The organism is Kitasatospora sp. NPDC049285 (assembly GCF_040678815.1).
Classification (GTDB): Bacteria; Actinomycetota; Actinomycetes; order Streptomycetales; family Streptomycetaceae; genus Kitasatospora.
Genome location: NZ_JBFAQR010000066.1, coordinates 22023 through 38628 on the forward strand (window position 1 = coordinate 22023; position 16606 = coordinate 38628).

Sequence of the window (16606 nt, forward strand, 5' to 3'; positions counted from 1 at the left end):
GCACTCCGGTCCGAGCGGTCTGCAAAACCCTGGCGCAAGCACCCCTTCGCATCCTGTAGAGTTCTTCCTGTCGGAGCGGGAACGCGTAAGCGGGAATGCACCGGACAGATGGTGGGCGTAGCTCAGTTGGTAGAGCACCTGGTTGTGGTCCAGGTGGCCGCGGGTTCGAGTCCCGTCGCTCACCCCATCGAAACTCAGGGCCCGATTCTCCTCGCGAGAATCGGGCCCTGAGTCGTTTCCCACCCCTGACGCCCCGTCAGGGAACCGTGTCGGTTCGGCCATGGACGCATAAGCTACCTGCCAGTAACATCGGCGGCATGACCTCTACTGCGATCGGCGAGCTGCTCACCAACACCGTCCCGATGGTGAAGACCCTGCAGCTGGAGTACCTGGAGACCACCCCGGAGCGGGCCGTGCTGCGGCTGCCCGACCTCCCGGAGTACCGCAACCACGTGGGCGGTCCGCACGCGGGCGCGATGTTCACGCTGGCCGAGTCGGCGAGCGGCGCGATCGTGCTGGCCGCGTTCGGCGACCAGCTGGGCCGCGCGGTGCCGCTGCCGACCGTCGGCGAGATCTCGTTCAAGAAGCTCGCCCGCGGCGTGGTGACCGCCACCGCGACGCTCGGCCGCCCGATCGCCGAGGTGGTCGCGGAGCTGGACGAGGGCCAGCGCCCGGAGTTCCCGGTCACCGTGGAGATCACCCGCGAGGACGGCGCGGTCACCGGCGTGCTGGAGATCGTCTGGACGCTGCGCCCCAACTCCTGACGCCCACTCAGGCCCTCGGCACGAGACCGAGGCCAACACCTCGGCCAAGCCCGCAGCCAAGCCCGAGCGCGAGCCCGAGGCCAGACCCCAACGCGAGGCCGGGCCCAAGCGCGAGGCCAGGCCCAAGCGCGAGCACGGGCCAAAGCGCGAGCACGGGCCCGAGAGCGGGCCCGTGCACAGGCCCAAGCGCGAGCCCCGGCCCGGCGGTCAGGCGGAGTCGCGGACGACCAACTCGGTCGCCAGCACCACCTGCCGCCGGGCCCGGCCGCGTTCGGTGATCTCGTCGAGCAGCAGTCGGGCCATGGTGCGGCCCATCTCCTCGATCGGCTGGCGCACGCTGGTCATCGGCGGGTCGGTGTGCCGGGCGACGATCGAGTCGTCGAAGCCGATCACCGCCACGTCGTCCGGAATTCGCCGTCCGGCGGCGCGCAAAACCTGCATGGCGCCGGCCGCCATCACGTCGGAGGCGCAGAACACCCCGTCCAGGTCGGGACGGCGGTCCAGGAGTTCGCGCATGGCGACCCGGCCGCCCTCCTCGGTGAAGTCGGCGAGGCCGACCAGCGCCTCGTCGTAGCTCCGCCCGGCCTCCTCCAGGGCGCGGCGGTAGCCGCCGAGACGGGCCTGGGCGACCTCCATGTCCAGCGGGCCGGTGAGCGTGGCCACCCGGGTGCAGCCGCGGCGCAGCAGGTGCCGGACGGCCATCCGGGCGCCGCCCGCGTTGTCGGCGTGGACGTAGCTGAGCGGTTCCAGGTCGCCGCGGCGGCCGGCCAGCACGGAGGGGATCTCCAGGCTCTCCAGCAGGGCCGGCAGCGGGTCGTCCTGGTGCACCGAGACCAGCAGCACGCCGTCGACGCGCTGGGCGGTGAGGTAGGCCGACAGACGCTCCCGCTCGCGCTGGTTGCGGACCAGTATCAGCAGCAGCTGCATGTCGGTTTCGGCCAGTTCGGCGGAGACGCCGCTGATGATGTCCGAGAAGTACGGCTCGGAGAACAGCCGGGTCTCGGCTTCCGGGACGACCAGCGCGATCGAGTCGGTGCGCGAGGTGACCAGGGTGCGGGCGGCCCGGTTGGGGACGTAACCGAGTTCCGCGATCGCGGACTGGACCGCCTCCCGGGCCTTGGTGCTGACCCGCGGCGACCCGTTGATCACCCGGGACACCGTGCCCCGGCCGACGCCGGCCAGCGCGGCGACCTCCTCCAGTGTCGGGCGCGCGGTGGCTCTGCCGCCGACGCCCGGATGGAGTGCGTCGGGGCGTTGTGCGGTCGGGCTCATCGCTACACCTCTCGGTCGTTTCAGGGCGGTACCGCCGGACCCGCCCCGGGTCCGTACGGAATGTTCATTGTGGCCGGTCCCGACGCGTTTCCGACCATCCGGGGCGACCCCGATGACGATGACGGGAGCGGAAACGCTCCGGCAACGTTTATGTCACCACGTCTTGACACTCACCCCCGAGACACAGCAACCTTCCGGCATGCCAGGTGTGGGAGCGCTCCCACACTCTAGCCAAGATTCCGCGCACCAAGCACCCCCGTGTAGCCACCCGGCCAGACCCGCCAGGAACAAAGGAGTTCGCCCCATGCGCACCACCTCCCGCCCCCGTAGAGCCGCTGTCCTCGCCACCGCGGTGCTCGCCTCCTCCGCCCTGCTGCTGACCGCCTGCTCCAGCTCGGCCAAGAGCGGCTCGGACGGTTCCTCGGCGGCGTCCGGCGCGAAGATCACCCTGAACGTCGGCGACTTCGGCACCTTCGGGTACAAGGAGGCCGGCCTGTACGACGAGTACATGGCCGCGCACCCGAACATCACGATCAAGTACGACACCGTCCAGGACGGTCAGAAGTACTGGGACGCGCTGACCACGCACCTCGCCTCGGGCAGTGGTCTGGCCGACATCCAGGCCGTCGAGGTGGGCTACATCGCGCAGGCCACCAACACCCTGGGCGACAAGTTCGTCGACCTGGGCAAGACCGAGGGCATCACCGCGGGCAACTGGCTGGACTGGAAGTCCAAGCAGGCCACCACGTCGAGCGGCTCGCTGATCGGCCTCGGCACCGACATCGGCCCGATGGCGATCTGCTACCGGACCGACCTGTTCCAGCAGGCCGGCCTGCCCACCGACCGCGCCGAGGTCGCCAAGCTGTGGCAGGGCGACTGGTCGAAGTTCGTCGACGCGGGCAAGACCTACCAGGCTGCGGCCCCGGCCGGCACCTTCTTCACCGACTCGGCCAGCGGCCTGTTCAACGCCTCGCTCTCCGCCGAGCCGCAGCAGTACTCGGACGCCAGCGGCAAGCTCGTCTACAAGGACTCGCCGGGCGTGAAGAAGGCCTGGAACATCGCGGTCTCCGCCTCCCAGGCGAAGATCAGCGCGGGCCTGCGCCAGTTCCAGGACAACTGGAACGCGGCCTTCGCCAACGCCAAGTTCGCCACCGTGGTCTGCCCGTCCTGGATGACCGGCATCATCAGCAAGTACTCCGGTGACGCCGGCAAGGGCAAGTGGGACGTCGCGGCCCCGCCGGTCGCCTCCAACTGGGGCGGCGCCTTCCTGACCGTCCCGAAGGCCGGCAAGCACACCAAGGAGGCCGCGGCCCTGGCCGCCTGGCTGACCGCTCCGGAGCAGCAGGCCAAGGTCTTCACCAAGGTCGGCAACCTGCCCTCCACCGTCGGCGGCCTGCAGCAGCCCGCCGTCCAGGGCGCCAAGCAGGAGTACTTCAACAACGCCCCGACCGGCCAGATCTTCGCCGCCACCGCGCAGGCCATCAAGCCCGCCCCGATCGGCGAGCAGGACGGCAACGTGAAGACGATCATCACCGACAACGGCATCCTCGACATCGAGGAGCACGGCACCGACCCGGCCAAGGCCTGGGCCAACGTCACCAAGCTGGTCGACGACAAGGTCGGCCACTGAGTCGGTACGGCCTGCGCCGTCACCGACCCCAACTGCCCGGCCGGGTCCGCCCACCCGGCCGGGCGCCGTTCCGCCGCCCCTCGCCACCCCCGGGAAGGAAACCCCAAGTGGCCACCACCGTCCGCCCCGAGGCGCCGCCCGCCGCCCCGCGGCGCCCCGCCTGGCGCTCCCGCCTGTACCGGTTCGACCTGAAGGCGTCCCCGTACGCCTTCATCGCCCCGTTCTTCCTCTGCTTCGCCGCCTTCGGCCTGTTCCCGCTGATCTGGACCGGCTGGCTGTCCCTGCACTACGTCGACCTGCTGAAGCCCGACGTGATGGAGTGGAAGGGCCTCGGCAACTACACCCGGCTGTGGTCCAACGACCAGTTCTGGACGGCGCTGCGCAACACCTTCACGATCGGGGTGATCTCCACCGTCCCGCAGCTGGCGATGGCGCTCGGGCTGGCGCACCTGCTCAACTTCCGGATGCGCGGGCGGGGTTTCTTCCGGGTGGCGGTGCTCGCTCCCTACGCGACGTCGATCGCCGCCGCCACGCTGGTCTTCGTGCAGCTGTTCAACCCGGACTACGGGATGATCAACTGGCTGCTGAGCTCGGTGGGCATCGACCGCACCGACTGGTACGCCGACACCTGGCCCTCGCAGATCGCCATCTCCACCATCGTCACCTGGCGGTGGACCGGCTACAACGCGCTGATCTACCTGGCCGCGATGCAGGCGGTGCCGAAGGACCTGTACGAGGCGGCCAGCCTGGACGGGGCCAACCGGTGGCAGCAGTTCACCCGGATCACCATCCCGTCGATCCGGCCGACCATCCTGTTCACCATCATCGTCTCCACCATCGGCGCCACCCAGCTGTTCGGTGAGCCGATGCTGTTCGGCGGCGGCGTCGGCGTCAGCGGCGGCTCCGCCCACCAGTTCCAGACGCTCAGCCTCTACATGTACGAACTCGGCTGGCCGAGCCGCCAGTTGGGCCGCGCGTCGGCGGTCGCCTGGACGATGCTGCTGATCCTGCTGCTGATCGGCCTGGTGCAGTACCTGATCACCCGTTACCGCAAGCGCCACGAGCTGGGAGGCTGACATGGCCGCGACCCTGTCCACCCCCTCCTCCCGTGAGGCGAAGCCGGACGCCCCGGCGGTCCGCAGCCGCCTGCTGCGCCGCGGGGCCGGCGACCACGACAAGGCCGGCCCGGTGGCCTACGTGCTGCTCGCGATCGCCGCGGTCGTCTCGCTCTTCCCGCTGTACTGGACCTTCGTGGCCGCCAGCAACACCGGCGAGCGGGTGGCCCAGTCGCCGCCGCCGCTGCTGCCCAGCGGCGAGCTGTGGACCAACGTCACCACCGCCTGGGACCAGGCCGACATGGGCACCGCGCTGCTCAACTCCACCGTGGTGGCGGGCTGCGTCGCGCTCTCCACGGTGCTGTTCTCCACGCTGGCCGGCTTCGCCTTCGCCAAGCTGCGCTTCCGCGGCCGCAACGCGCTGCTGACCCTGGTGGTGGCGACCATGACCATCCCGCCGCAGCTCAGCGTGATCCCGTTGTACCGGATCGTCACGAAGCTGGACTGGGGCAACCACCTGCAGGCCGTGATCCTGCCCTCGCTGGTGGCCGCGTTCGGCGTGTTCTTCATGCGCCAGTTCCTGTCCGAGGCGCTGCCGTTCGAGCTGATCGAGGCGGCCCGGGTGGACGGTGCGAACAGCCTGCGGATCATCTGGCACGTGGTCTTCCCGGTGGCCCGGCCCGCGATGGCGGTGCTCGGCATGCTGGTCTTCGTCCAGTCCTGGAACGACTTCTTCTGGCCCTTCGTGGTCCTCACCCAGCAGAACCCGACCGTGCAGGTGGCGCTCTCCGCGATCGGCGGCGGCAGCGGCCACGACATCAACCAGGCCGTGATCATGACCGGCGCGCTGGTGGGCACGCTGCCGCTCCTGCTGATCTTCGCTGTTCTGGGGAAGCACATAGTCGGCGGGATCACGTCCGGCGCCGTCAAGAGCTGACCCTCGAACGACCCCGGCACCGCCCGCCCTGTCCACCCTCCAGCCATGGGAGCGCTCCCGTATGACCATGACCGATCCGTCCACCGCCGCCCACTCCGCAGCGGCGGCCCCCCGGACGGCCTTCCCGCCCGGCTTCGCCTTCGGCGCGGCCACCGCCGCCTACCAGATCGAGGGCGCGGCCGCCCTGGACGGCCGGACGCCGTCCATCTGGGACGCCTTCAGCCACACCCCCGGCAAGGTGCTGAACGGCGACACCGGCGACATCGCGGTGGACCACTACCACCGCTTCCGCGAGGACGTCCGGCTGATGGCCGACCTCGGCCTCACCTCCTACCGCTTCTCGCTGTCCTGGCCCCGGATCCAGCCCACCGGCCGCGGACCGGCCGTCGAACGCGGCCTCGACTTCTACCGCAACCTGGTCGACACCCTCCTCGAACACGGCATCTCCCCCGTCGCCACGCTCTACCACTGGGACCTCCCGCAGGACCTGGAGGACGCCGGCGGCTGGCCCGTCCGCGAGACCGCCCACCGCTTCGCCGAGTACGCCGCACTCGCCGCCCGCGCCCTCGGCGACCGCGTCCCCACCTGGACCACCCTCAACGAGCCCTGGTGCAGCGCCTTCCTCGGCTACGGCTCCGGCGTCCACGCACCCGGCCGCACCAACCCCGCCGACGCCCTCAAAGCCGCCCACCACCTCAACCTCGGCCACGGCCTCGCCGTCGGCGCCCTGCGCGAACTGCTCCCCGCCGACGCCAAGATCTCCGTCTCGCTCAACCTGCACCTGGTCCGGCCGCTCACCGACACCCCCGAGGACCTCGACGCGGCCCGCCGCATCGAGGCCGTCGGCAACCGCATCTGGACCGGCCCGATGTTCGCCGGCGGCTACCCCGACGACCTCAAGAACGACACCGCCTCCATCGTCGACTGGGACGACCTGGTCCGCCCCGGCGACGAAGCCGAGATCGGCCGCCCGATCGACCTGCTCGGCCTCAACTACTACAACCCCACCGTCGTCTCCGCCCCCCGCGACGGCGCCGAGACCGCCGACGCCGCCCACAACGACGGCCACGGCAACAGCGAGCACAGCCCCTGGCCCGGCTCCGAGGACATCGTCTTCCACCTCGCCAACGACGACGTCACCGCCATGGGCTGGCCCATCGACGCCACCGGCCTGTCCGACTCGCTGATCGGCCTGCAGCGCGACTTCGGCCTGCCGCTGCTGGTCACCGAGAACGGCGCCGCCTTCGACGACCAGGTCGGCCCCGACGGCGCCGTCCACGACCCGGAGCGGATCCGCTACGTCGAGCAGCACCTCGCCGCCGTCGCCGACGCGATCGCCGCGGGGGCGGACGTACGGGGCTACTACCTGTGGTCACTCCTCGACAACTTCGAATGGGCCTACGGCTACAGCAAGCGCTTCGGCATCGTCCACGTCGACTACGACACCCAGGTCCGCACCCCCAAATCCAGCGCCCGCTGGTACGCCGAAGTCATCCGCCGCGGCGGCCTCGGCTGAGCCCGCCGGGGTGACGGAGTGTGAGCAACGGGCGTGACTGCGGGGGGTCTCGCTCGTTCTCCCTTGGTGTGCGAGCCAACCACGCGAAGCAGCCGCGACGTTCGGACACCACGCGCCGCCGCTGGGGTCGGCCCGGGGCACTGGCGGCGGGCGGCATGCTCGCCGCCCAGGTGTGGAGCCTCGGCCTCGGCGCCACCGACGCCTGCGCCGCCCCGGCCGGCACCGCTCCGGGCAGCGCCGGCTCGGCCAACACCGGTGCGGTCGGCGGCAGTTCCACCGCGCGCAGCGCCGACGCCGGTACCGCCGACGGCGACCCGGACCTGCTGGGCGATGCCGGGCGGGTGCTGGGCGGCACGACCGTCCGGGGCGCGGTGAGCGACACGGCCGCCGTCCCCGGCGCGGTGAACGGCCTCGCCGGGACGCTGCACCACGGCGCGGTCGCCCAGGTGCTCCACGAGCGGCTCGGCACCGACGAGTTGCCGCTGCCCGGCCAGCGCGCCGACGTCCCTGACGCGTTCGCCATCGCCACCGGGCTGCTGCCCTCGGTCCCGCCGCAGGCCGCCCGTCCCGGGGAACCCGCCCGGGCCTCCCGCTCCCACCCGTCCGCCGGCCGGGGCGAACCGGAGCACCTCGTCCCGACCCAGCGCGGCGGACCGACGCTCGAGCCGACGGGCTTCGCCCGCACCGGCCCCGACGCCGCCGCAGTCCGCCCCGCGACCGTCCGTGACAGCCTCCCGGACGGCTACCCGGCGCCGGCCCCGCCCCTGACGGACGCCGACCCCGACGACGCCCTGGTCACCCTCACCGCCGCCCCGGCCCGCGCCGACAGCGGCGACACCGCCCTCGCCGTCCTGATCCCGATCGCGGCGGGCATGCTGCTCACCGGCGCAGCGATGTACAAGCACCGAGGCCTCCCGGGCGGCCACTGACCCCACGCCCCACGGGGCCCACCCACCGCCCTCCTGCACGGCGGCACCTGTCCCGTCCGCCTCGGCCGAAAGCGCAGGGCGGAGGCGATGGCCGACGCCGCGCGGCGGTACCCGCATCCCTTCCCTTGGCCGAAGGTCGCGGCAGCGACGAGGCGATGCGTGGCGCTCGCCCTCCCGCACGGCGGCACTCCGCATCCCTTCGCTCAGCCGAAGCCTCGCGGCAGCGACGATGCGCGGCACCCCGGCCCCCGCTCAGCCGAAGGCTCGTGGTGGGGGCTCCGGCGACTGCGTCGCGTTGGCGTCCCGGACGGGACTTGCTCCGGCGGTGAAGTCGGCCAGCGGGCGGCCGTGTTCGAGGCGGGCCTGGGCGGCGTCACCGGCGAGGCGACGGGTGAGTTCGGTGAGCGGGAGCGGGGTGTGGGCGGCGGCGAGGATGAGGTTGCCGAAGCGCTTGCCGCGCAGCACGGCCGGGTCGGCGATCAGGCAGACCTCCGGGAAGACCGCCTGCAGGGTGGCCACCTGGCCGCGCGCGAAGGCGAGTTGGCCGCCGTCGGTGATGTTGGCGGTGTACCGGCCGCCGGGGGCGAGGACCCGCGCGGCGTGTTCGGCGAACTCGACCGTGGTGCAGTGCGCGGGGACCCGGGCCCCGGCGAAGACGTCGGCGATGACCAGGTCGGTGGAGCCGTCGGGGGTGCGTTCCAGCACGGCGCGGGCGTCGGCGCCGCGGACCTTGATCTGCCAGGTGCGGTCGAGCGGCAGCTCGGCGCGGACCAGTTCGGTGAGTGCGGTGTCGAGTTCGGCGACCTGCTGGCGGGAGCGCGGCCGGGTGGCGGCGGTGTAGCGCGCCAGGGTGAGCGCGCCGCCGCCGAGGTGCAGGGCGCTGATCGGCTGCCGTTCGGGTGCGGCGAGGTCGATCAGGTGGCCGATCCGTCGCTGGTACTCGAAGCCCAGCCAGCCGGGGTCGGCGAGGTCGACCAGGGACTGGGGGGCGCCGTCGATCAGCAGTTCCCAGGCGTGCGGGCGGTCCCGGTCGGGGCGCAGTTCGGCGGTGCCGGATCCGACGGGGGCGGTCAGCGGGCCGTCGGTGCGTGCGCGGCCGGGGACGGGGGTGGTGCGGGGTCGGCCCATGCGGACCATTATCGCCGCCGCTGACGGTGGGTGATCGGGGCTGCTCGGTGCGGGGTCGCGAGGTCCGCCCGCTGAGATGCCGCTTGCATGTCAACTTCCGGGCCGGAAAAGTTTCCTGATGGCCAGTCAGGGCGGTCAGGATGCGGCTCAGAGCGGGCCGAGGCCACCGGCGGTGAGCGTGGTGGCGGCTTCGCAGAGGGCGGAGCGCAGCACCCAGGCATCGGTGGGGCGGGCGTACGGCTGCGGGCCGGAGGGCGGCATGATCCAGCGCGGGTCGGTGGGCGGGAGCAGGTCGGCCCCGGCGGTACAGGTCGAACCGGGCAGGTGCCAGCCGAGGGCGGTGCCGGCCGGGACCAGGAAGGCGATGGCGGCGCCGGTCGTGGTCTGCTGCACGGCTCCGCAGGCGCGGCGCAGCCGGAGGATGTCGACGGTCTCCAGTCCGTGCCGGACGGGCACGGTGACGGTGTCGTACCCGGTGGTGCAGCCCGCGGCGTACCCGCTGACGTCCGGGACGGACCGCAGGGCGGGGGCGGGCGGGCGCCGGTACTGCGGTACTCCGGTGGCCATGGGGGACCTCCTGTCACCTCGGGCTGCTCGGAAACCGGGCGATTTCCCGTCACCCGACCGTGCGACGGGGAACCGGTGCGGGAGGGGGTCCGCGCGCTCGGCGTCCATGTATCAGGACAACGCGGAACCGGTCGACCAGGCCACGGCCTGCCGTACAGCAAGCCATGGCATTTCATGGCACAACCCGGCAACCACGTCCGGATTGTCCGCAATTGGGACCGCCTCCCTCTGCGACGCGCCGTGTTCGTCCGGTGACTGCCGGTACTGTCGTGGCGATGCGGCGGCCCTCCCCCAGGGGCCCGCGACCACCCCGGCACGACCTCGGAGTGCAGCATGGCAGCCACGCGATCAGGCGGGTCCCGCCCGGCGGCCGTCCCCAACCAGGCGATGCGCGAACTGCGGGGCGACCTCTCCCCCGGGGAGTTCGCCACCCTGGTCCGCCGGGCCGCCCGGGAGATCGGTGAGCACGTGTCCTGCGACCCGCGCTACGTCGGCCGGGTGGAGTCCGGGGAGATCCGCTGCCCCAACTACGCCTACGAGCGGGTGTTCCGGCACATGTGGCCGGACAGGTCGCTGGCGGACCTCGGGTTCGCGCCGCGCACGACGGTCCGCCGCCGCGCGTCGGCCGACGACCCGGCCGTCCCGGCGCACCCGCCGGACGGTACGCACCATCCTGATGAGGAGAACGACGACGTGCTTCGCCGTACGTTCCTGAGCGGCGGCCCGACCGCCCTGGCGGCGGCGCTCGGCCTGGACCGGCCGGCGTCCGCCGTGCCGCTGACCCCGCCGGAGCGCCGCCGGGTCGGCGCCGCCGAGGTGCGCGGGGTGGAGCAGGCGGTGCGGGACATCCGGTTGCTGGACGACGAGCACGGCGCGGACGCGCTGTTCGAGCTGGCCGGGCAGTCGCTGCGCAGCGCGTACGTGCTGCTCAACGACGGTGACTACGGTGCCGCGACGGAACGCCGGTTGCAGGCCGGCGCCGGTGAACTGGCCATCTCGGTGGGCTGGTTGGCCCACGACTCGAACCGGTTGACGGACGCCAGGTCGTTCTACTCGGAGGCACTGGCGACCGCGCGGATGGCCGGCGACTCCGCCCTGGAGGCGCACGTGTTCTGCAACAGCGCCTTCCTGGCCCGGGACGCCGGCCGCCCGCGGGAGGCGCTGCGGGCCGCCCAGGCCGGGCAGGCGGCAGCCCGGGGGCTGGGTTCGGACCGGCTGCTGTCGCTGCTGTCGATGCGGGAGGCCGGCGGCTGGGCGCTGCTCGGCGACCGGTCGGCCTGCGAGCGGTCGCTGACCCGGGCGTACGCGCTGTTCGACAAGGGCGAGTCGGACGCCGACCCGGAGTGGATGACCTTCTTCGGCGACGCCGAGCTGGCCGGGCTGGAGGCGCAGTGCTGGTCGGCGCTGGGCGAGTGGGACCTGGCCGGCCTGCGCGCCGAGCGGGCGGTGCGGTTGCAGGAGCCGCACTTCGTCCGCAACCGGGTGCTGTACACCGCCGAGTTGGCGCACGACCGGCTGGGCCGGGGCGACCTGGCCGGCGCCGCCGAGCAGGGGTCGGCGGCGGTGGCGCTGCTCGACCGGGTCCGCTCGGCCCGGATCCGCGGCATGCTGGCGGCCACCGCCGACCGGCTGCGCGGCCACGACGCGGTCCCGGAGGTGCGGGCGTTCCTCGGCGCGTACGACGGGGCGCTGGCCGCGGCGTAGCCTCCGGGGATCAGCCGAGCTGTTCCAGGTGGCTGTGGTCGTTCCAGACCTCCACCGCGGGCAGCCCGTACTCCCAGCTCAGCACGGAGAGCGCGGCGGTGCCGAGCTTGAGCCGCTGGCCGTACTCGGGGGGCAGGCCGAGCCACCGGGCGGTGAGGATGCGCAGCAGGTGGCCGTGGGCGAACAGCACGACCTCGCAGTCGGCGGCGTGCATGGTGGTGGTCTCGGGGTTCGGGACGCCGTGCCGGTCGTTGAGTTCGGCGAGGAACGCGTCGACCCGGGCGGCGACCTCGGACAGCTTCTCGCCGCCGGGGACGCCGTCGCGCCAGATCAGCCAGCCCGGCTGGTCGGTGGCGCGGATGTCGGTGCCGGTGCGGCCCTCGTACTGGCCGTAGTCCCACTCCAGCAGTTCGGGGCGGTCCACGGCGCGGTCGCCGAAGCCGGCCAGCTCGGCGGTCTCCCGGGCGCGGGAGAGCGGGCTGGTGTAGACGACGGCCTCGGGCAGTCCGTTCCACGGGGCGCGGGCCAGGCGTTCGCCGAGTGCGCGGGCCATCTCGCGCCCCTCGTCGGTGAGCGGGACGTCGGTGCGGCCGGTGTGCCGGCCGGTGGCCGACCAGGAGGTCTCGCCGTGGCGGACCAGCACGATGCGGGCGGGCATGGGGTTTCTCTCCTCGCGGCCGGGGTTCGACCGGTCTCGCCTTCGCGGACCGACGGGCCCATGATCCCGCACCGGCCGCGCCGCTTCGACCGGCGGGCTCCGCTTTGTCCGTGTCGGATGCGAGACTGGGCCGCACCATGAACGTCTCGCACCTGGGGCAGACCTCCCCGCCGCTGCGGCGGCTCTCCGAGCTGCGCGGCCCGGCGCCGCAACGCAGCCTTGACGCCCGTGCCCTCGCCGCGCTCGCCGCCAATCCGGGCTGTCGCCGCCGCGCGCTGCTGGACGCCGCGGGCGTCGACAAGACCGCGCTGGCCCAGCGGCTGGGCCGTCCCGCGCCGTTCGGCCAGTCGCCGTTCGCGATCCGCCGCGGCCTGCAGTTCGAGTCCCGGTTGAAGCAGGACGGCTACGCGGTGCTGCTGGAGCCGCTGCGCCGCCTGCTCGGCGTGCCGGAGGCCGAGGTGGCCTCGCTCGCGGTACCGGACCTGCTGCCGTCCGCCGCCCCGGCGGTGCGCGCCGAGCGGACGCTGGCGGCGCTGGCCGAGGCCGCGTCCGACCCGGCGGCCTGGACGCTGCTGGACCACCCGATGCTGCGCCTCGAGGTGGCGGGCAGCCCCGCCTACCTGGAGCCGGACGCGGTGGTGGTGCACGGCGGGCGGTGCACCGTGGTCGAGATCAAGTCCTTTCCGGTCCTGGACGGTTCGGCCGACCCGGCGAAGGTCGGCGCGGCCGCCCGGCAGGCCGCGGTGTACGTGCTGGCGCTCCAGGAGGCGGCCGCCCGGCTGGCCGGCCGGGAGGTGTCGGCCGACCCGTACGCGACCCAGGAGCTGCCCGGCGCACCGGAGTTGACGGTACTGCTGGTCTGCCCGCAGGACTTCTCCAACCGCCCGGTCGCGGTGCCGGTCGACGTGCGCCGCGAACTGTCCACCACCCGGCGGCAGTTGTCCCGGCTGACCCGGATCGAGGAGTTGCTGGCGGCGCTCCCCGACGGGGTCACCTTCGATCTGGCGCCGGACGACTCGGGCGCCCCGACCCGGCCGACCGGCGAACTCGCCGAGGCGGTCGCCGCGGTGCCCGCGGCGTACGGGCCGGAGTGTATCTCCACCTGCGAGTTGGGCTTCCACTGCCGCTCGCAGGCGCGCTGCTCGGGCGCGGTGGAGCAGCTCGGCCGCGGGGTGCGCGGCGAGCTGGGGTCGCTGCGCACCGTGGAGGCCGCGCTGGAGGCGGCCGCGCAGGGCGGCGCGGAGGGCCTGGAGCCGTCGCTCTTCGCCGAGTTGGGGCTGGACGAGGCGGCCGAGCGGCTGGCGTACGCGGCCCGGCTGCGGGCGGAGGCGCTGGCCGCGGGGGGCGTGCGGTGAGCCTGCTCGCCACGCTGGCCCGGCTGGAGTCGGTGCGGTCGGGGCGGGCGGAGCCGCTGGCGACCGTCCGGCACCGGCACCTGTCGGAGCGTCCGATGGTGCTGGTCCCGCTGGCGGCGGCCGGCGAGGCGGGCGCGCCGCTGGCGGTGCTGCTCGGCACCGATCCGGACGCGCCGCGCCTGCACCTGGTGCCGCAGCCGCTGAACCGCACCCAGCGCGCGGAGTTCCTGGCCGGCCTCGCGGCCGACCTGCTGCCGTACCTGGAGTCCTTCGGCGCCGAGGTGGAGTTGCTGGAGGGCTCCGAGAAGGACCCGGTCAGCGGCGAGAAGGTGCCGGTGGTCCGGGAGTTGTGCGCGGACGCGCCGCAGCTGCTGGTGCCGAACGCGGCGGGTGTGGCGCACCTGGCGCTGCTCGGCCGCTCCACGCGGTTCCGCCGCACGGTGGAGGACGCCGACCCGGGCGAGTACCCGGCGCCCACCCAGGTACCGCTGCTGGGGCGGTGGTTGACGCATCTGACCGACCGCTCCCAGGTGCCGGGCTCCTCGCTGCTGCTGCCGATGACCGGGCTGCTGGCCCGGCACTGGGCGACCGGCCAGTCCACCCTGGAGGACCAGCACCTGGCCGCCCAACTCGCCTGGCACCGCCCGCCGGTGGGCCTGGAGCCGGCGACCACCGGACCGGCCGCCGCCGAGTGGGTGGAGTCCGCACGGGACGAGGACGGCGGGCTGCTCCACCCGCCGGCCGGACCGGCGACCGATCCGCGCTTCGACGAGCGCGTCCTGGCCCCGGCGATCCTGCGCCACGACGCGGCGCTGGCCGCCTGGCAGCGCGCCCAGGACGCCGCGGACCCGGCGGAGGCCGAGCGTTCGGCCCGGCTGATCGAGCAGGCCCGCGCCCAGCTCGCGGCGGTGCTGCACGCCGCCGCGCTGCCGACCTGGCGGGACGTCTGGCAGGGCGTGGAGCTGCTGCGCACCCTGCCGCCGGCCGGGCACCTCGCGGACCGCTGGGAGGGCGACCGCTGGTCGTACACCATGCACCGGGACCGGGTGGCGGCCGGCGAACCGCCGCAGCCGCGCCGGGACGACGCGGTGACCGCGGCCCGCAAGCTGGCCCAGCGCGAGCGGGAGCAGGCCAAGTTGGAGATCCAGGAGGCGCTGGACGACCCGCTGGCGATGGCGGAGCGCCGGCTGTCCGGCGAGGCCTTCGCGGGCGAGGTCGCCGAGGTGGTCCCGGAGTGGACCGAGGGCCGCTCCCCGAAGCCGCGCCCGCTGCTGGTGGTGCGCACCGCGGACCGCCCGCACGCCGACCCGGGCCGGGAGGTGTTCCGCGCCCACGCCGAGCCCGCCCAGCGGGCGGAGATCGTCTCGTCCGCACCGGGCGAGGTGGTGGTGCGCCTGCTCTCCGGGATGGGCCGCAGGCGCGACCCCGAGCCCGGCAGCGTCCCCGAGCCCGGTACCCCCGTGGTGTTCACGCTGTTCGAGCTGGCGCCGCGGCAGTCCGCACCGCTGCCGGAGCCGGCCGACACCCCGTGGACGCACGGCGGACCTCCGCCGGCCGGGGAGGATTCACCGGCCGGTGCCGACGAGTGGGAATGATCGACGGATGACGAGCCTCGATGGAGAGCTGGTGACTGACCGTCAGGACCTGCTTCCTGAATCGGAGTTGACGCCCGGCCAGGCCGCCGACGCGGCGGTGGCGGGGATCCTGCGCGCCGTGGTGCACCCCGAGCCGGGGGCGCCGCGCGGGGTGGTGGTGGACTCCCCGCCGGGCGCGGGCAAGTCGACGCTGGTGGTCCGGGCGGCCCGCGAACTCGTCGCCGCGGGCGAGCGGTTGATGATCGTGGCGCAGACCAACAGCCAGGTGGACGACCTGGTGGACCGGCTGGCCGCCAAGGCCCCCGAGGTGTCGATCGGCCGCCTGCACGCGAGCGACTCCCGCCCGGCCCCGGAGGCGCTGCGCCACCCGAACGTCACCGCGGCGGACAAGGTCGCGGCGCTGCTGGAGCAGGACGTGGTGATCTCCACCGCGGCGAAGTGGCAGTGGGTGCGCACCGAGCAGCCGTGGCGGCACGCGATCGTCGACGAGGCGTACCAGATGCGCTCGGACGCCCTGCTGGCCGTGGCCCGCCTGTTCGAGCGCGCCCTGTTCGTCGGCGACCCCGGCCAGCTCGACCCGTTCACCGTGGTCGGCACCGACCAGTGGGCGGGCCTGTCCTACGACCCGTCGGGCTCCGCCGTGGTCACCCTGCTCGCCCACAACCCGGCGATCCGGCCGCACCGCCTCCCGGTCTCCTGGCGCCTGCCCGCCTCGGCGGCGCCGCTGATCTCCTCCGCCTTCTACCCCTACACCCCCTTCCGCTCCGGCACCGGCCCCGGCGACCGGACGCTGACCGCCGCCGTGCGGGCGGACGGCTCCGCGGTCGACGCCGCCATCGACGAGGCCGCGGCCTCCGGCTGGGCCCTGCTCGAACTCCCCGCCCGGCACACCGTCCGCACGGACGCCCAGGCCGTCGCCGCCGTCGCGCTGACCGTGCAACGGCTGCTCGCCCGCCGGCTGACGGCCCGTTCGGAGCAGGGCGCCACCCCGCTCACCCCCGGCCGGGTGGCGGTCGGCACCGCCCACCGGGACCAGGCCGCCGCGGTCCGCGCGGAACTCGCCCGGCTCGGCGTCCCCGTCGACCCCGCCGAGGGCGAGGCCGTGACGGTGGACACCGCGAACCGGTTGCAGGGCCGCGAGTACGACGTCACCGTGGTGCTCCACCCGCTCTCCGGGCGCCCCGACGCCACCGCGTTCCACCTGGAGACCGGCCGCCTCTGCGTCCTGGCCTCCCGACACCGCCACGCCTGCATCGTGGTCGCCCGCGCGGGCATCGCCGAACTCCTCGACGAACACCCCGCCACCGACCCCGTCCAACTGGGCGTCGCCGTCAAGTTCCCCGACGGCTGGGAGGCGAACCACGCGGTGCTGGCCCATCTCCACAGACACAGAGTCGCTGTCTAGGTGTATTGACCTGAAGCGTTGTTGACGCGGCTGATCGGCGGTTGGCCTCCGAGTGCGGTGTGGCTGCGATGGTAGTTGTAGGCGTGGAGGA

The 16606-nt window shown here is 73.7% G+C and carries 14 protein-coding genes and 1 tRNA gene; 11 read left to right on the forward strand and 4 right to left on the reverse strand.

Translation table 11 applies throughout. From position 1 onward, the window contains the following. Positions 1–111: 111 nt before the first annotated feature. Both AB0K51_RS29510 and AB0K51_RS29515 read left to right on the forward strand, forming a co-directional pair. Positions 112–187: transfer RNA gene (locus AB0K51_RS29510), tRNA-His, on the forward strand. A gap of 130 nt (positions 188–317) precedes the next feature. Next, the gene (locus tag AB0K51_RS29515; RefSeq protein WP_363460367.1) at positions 318–764 is read left to right on the forward strand and encodes a DUF4442 domain-containing protein; all 447 of its coding nucleotides are present in this window, start codon (positions 318–320) and stop codon (positions 762–764) included. A gap of 207 nt (positions 765–971) precedes the next feature. Here the strand turns inward: AB0K51_RS29515 and AB0K51_RS29520 are convergent, their stop codons facing one another. Continuing rightward, on the reverse strand, positions 972–2036 hold the full coding sequence (locus tag AB0K51_RS29520; protein ID WP_363460369.1) for a LacI family DNA-binding transcriptional regulator: 1065 nt from the start codon (positions 2034–2036) through the stop codon (positions 972–974). Between the two features lie 304 nt (positions 2037–2340). On the opposite strand from AB0K51_RS29520, the gene AB0K51_RS29525 reads away from it, so the two are divergent. The 5 genes from AB0K51_RS29525 (at position 2341) to AB0K51_RS29545 (ending at position 8103) form a co-directional block, all read left to right on the forward strand. Continuing rightward, positions 2341–3666: an ABC transporter substrate-binding protein gene (locus AB0K51_RS29525; protein WP_363460371.1), complete on the forward strand. Its 1326-nt coding sequence runs from the start codon at positions 2341–2343 to the stop codon at positions 3664–3666. A gap of 107 nt (positions 3667–3773) precedes the next feature. Next, the gene (locus AB0K51_RS29530; RefSeq protein WP_363460373.1) at positions 3774–4742 is read left to right on the forward strand and encodes a sugar ABC transporter permease; all 969 of its coding nucleotides are present in this window, start codon (positions 3774–3776) and stop codon (positions 4740–4742) included. A gap of 1 nt (position 4743) precedes the next feature. Beyond that, the gene (locus AB0K51_RS29535; protein WP_363460375.1) at positions 4744–5658 is read left to right on the forward strand and encodes a carbohydrate ABC transporter permease; all 915 of its coding nucleotides are present in this window, start codon (positions 4744–4746) and stop codon (positions 5656–5658) included. Between the two features lie 61 nt (positions 5659–5719). Beyond that, on the forward strand, positions 5720–7174 hold the full coding sequence (locus AB0K51_RS29540) for a GH1 family beta-glucosidase (protein WP_363460377.1): 1455 nt from the start codon (positions 5720–5722) through the stop codon (positions 7172–7174). A 68-nt stretch (positions 7175–7242) separates the two neighbouring features. Continuing rightward, complete coding sequence (locus AB0K51_RS29545; protein ID WP_363460379.1) at positions 7243–8103, forward strand: hypothetical protein; 861 nt, start codon at positions 7243–7245, stop codon at positions 8101–8103. Positions 8104–8355: 252 nt separating this feature from the next. Here the strand turns inward: AB0K51_RS29545 and AB0K51_RS29550 are convergent, their stop codons facing one another. Both AB0K51_RS29550 and AB0K51_RS29555 read right to left on the reverse strand, forming a co-directional pair. Beyond that, entirely contained in the window at positions 8356–9231 is an 876-nt protein-coding gene (locus AB0K51_RS29550) for a fused MFS/spermidine synthase (RefSeq protein ID WP_363460381.1), read from the reverse strand. A 147-nt stretch (positions 9232–9378) separates the two neighbouring features. Then, positions 9379–9798, reverse strand: a complete 420-nt coding sequence (locus tag AB0K51_RS29555; RefSeq protein ID WP_363460383.1) for a hypothetical protein — start codon at positions 9796–9798, stop codon at positions 9379–9381. Positions 9799–10131: 333 nt separating this feature from the next. Here AB0K51_RS29555 and AB0K51_RS29560 point away from each other — a divergent pair, with 333 nt between their 5' ends. Continuing rightward, positions 10132–11502: a tetratricopeptide repeat protein gene (locus AB0K51_RS29560; RefSeq protein ID WP_363460385.1), complete on the forward strand. Its 1371-nt coding sequence runs from the start codon at positions 10132–10134 to the stop codon at positions 11500–11502. A gap of 10 nt (positions 11503–11512) precedes the next feature. Here the strand turns inward: AB0K51_RS29560 and AB0K51_RS29565 are convergent, their stop codons facing one another. Beyond that, positions 11513–12160 carry a histidine phosphatase family protein gene (locus tag AB0K51_RS29565; protein WP_363460387.1) on the reverse strand — a complete coding sequence of 216 codons (648 nt, stop codon included), beginning with the start codon at positions 12158–12160 and terminating at the stop codon, positions 11513–11515. A gap of 137 nt (positions 12161–12297) precedes the next feature. Here AB0K51_RS29565 and AB0K51_RS29570 point away from each other — a divergent pair, with 137 nt between their 5' ends. The 3 genes from AB0K51_RS29570 to AB0K51_RS29580 all read left to right on the forward strand — a co-directional run bounded on the left by AB0K51_RS29570 (position 12298) and on the right by AB0K51_RS29580 (position 16515). Next, positions 12298–13515: a hypothetical protein gene (locus tag AB0K51_RS29570; RefSeq protein WP_363460391.1), complete on the forward strand. Its 1218-nt coding sequence runs from the start codon at positions 12298–12300 to the stop codon at positions 13513–13515. Beyond that, a complete protein-coding gene (locus AB0K51_RS29575) occupies positions 13512–15110 on the forward strand; it encodes a hypothetical protein (protein WP_363460389.1) in 1599 nt (532 codons plus the stop codon). Before AB0K51_RS29570 ends, AB0K51_RS29575 begins: the two co-directional genes overlap by 4 nt. A 97-nt stretch (positions 15111–15207) precedes the next feature. Then, complete coding sequence (locus AB0K51_RS29580) at positions 15208–16515, forward strand: AAA domain-containing protein (protein WP_363460393.1); 1308 nt, start codon at positions 15208–15210, stop codon at positions 16513–16515. Positions 16516–16606: the final 91 nt, after the last annotated feature.

Excerpts from the sequence above, each read along its gene's own strand:
- AB0K51_RS29515 (WP_363460367.1), top strand. The coding sequence starts at position 318 with ATGACCTCTACTGCGATCGGCGAGCTGCTCACCAACACCGTCCCGATG.
- AB0K51_RS29520 (WP_363460369.1), bottom strand. The coding sequence starts at position 2,036 with ATGAGCCCGACCGCACAACGCCCCGACGCACTCCATCCGGGCGTCGGC.
- AB0K51_RS29525 (WP_363460371.1), top strand. The coding sequence starts at position 2,341 with ATGCGCACCACCTCCCGCCCCCGTAGAGCCGCTGTCCTCGCCACCGCG.
- AB0K51_RS29535 (WP_363460375.1), top strand. The coding sequence starts at position 4,744 with ATGGCCGCGACCCTGTCCACCCCCTCCTCCCGTGAGGCGAAGCCGGAC.
- AB0K51_RS29540 (WP_363460377.1), top strand. The coding sequence starts at position 5,720 with ATGACCATGACCGATCCGTCCACCGCCGCCCACTCCGCAGCGGCGGCC.
- AB0K51_RS29550 (WP_363460381.1), bottom strand. The coding sequence starts at position 9,231 with ATGGGCCGACCCCGCACCACCCCCGTCCCCGGCCGCGCACGCACCGAC.
- AB0K51_RS29555 (WP_363460383.1), bottom strand. The coding sequence starts at position 9,798 with ATGGCCACCGGAGTACCGCAGTACCGGCGCCCGCCCGCCCCCGCCCTG.
- AB0K51_RS29560 (WP_363460385.1), top strand. The coding sequence starts at position 10,132 with ATGGCAGCCACGCGATCAGGCGGGTCCCGCCCGGCGGCCGTCCCCAAC.
- AB0K51_RS29565 (WP_363460387.1), bottom strand. The coding sequence starts at position 12,160 with ATGCCCGCCCGCATCGTGCTGGTCCGCCACGGCGAGACCTCCTGGTCG.
- AB0K51_RS29570 (WP_363460391.1), top strand. The coding sequence starts at position 12,298 with ATGAACGTCTCGCACCTGGGGCAGACCTCCCCGCCGCTGCGGCGGCTC.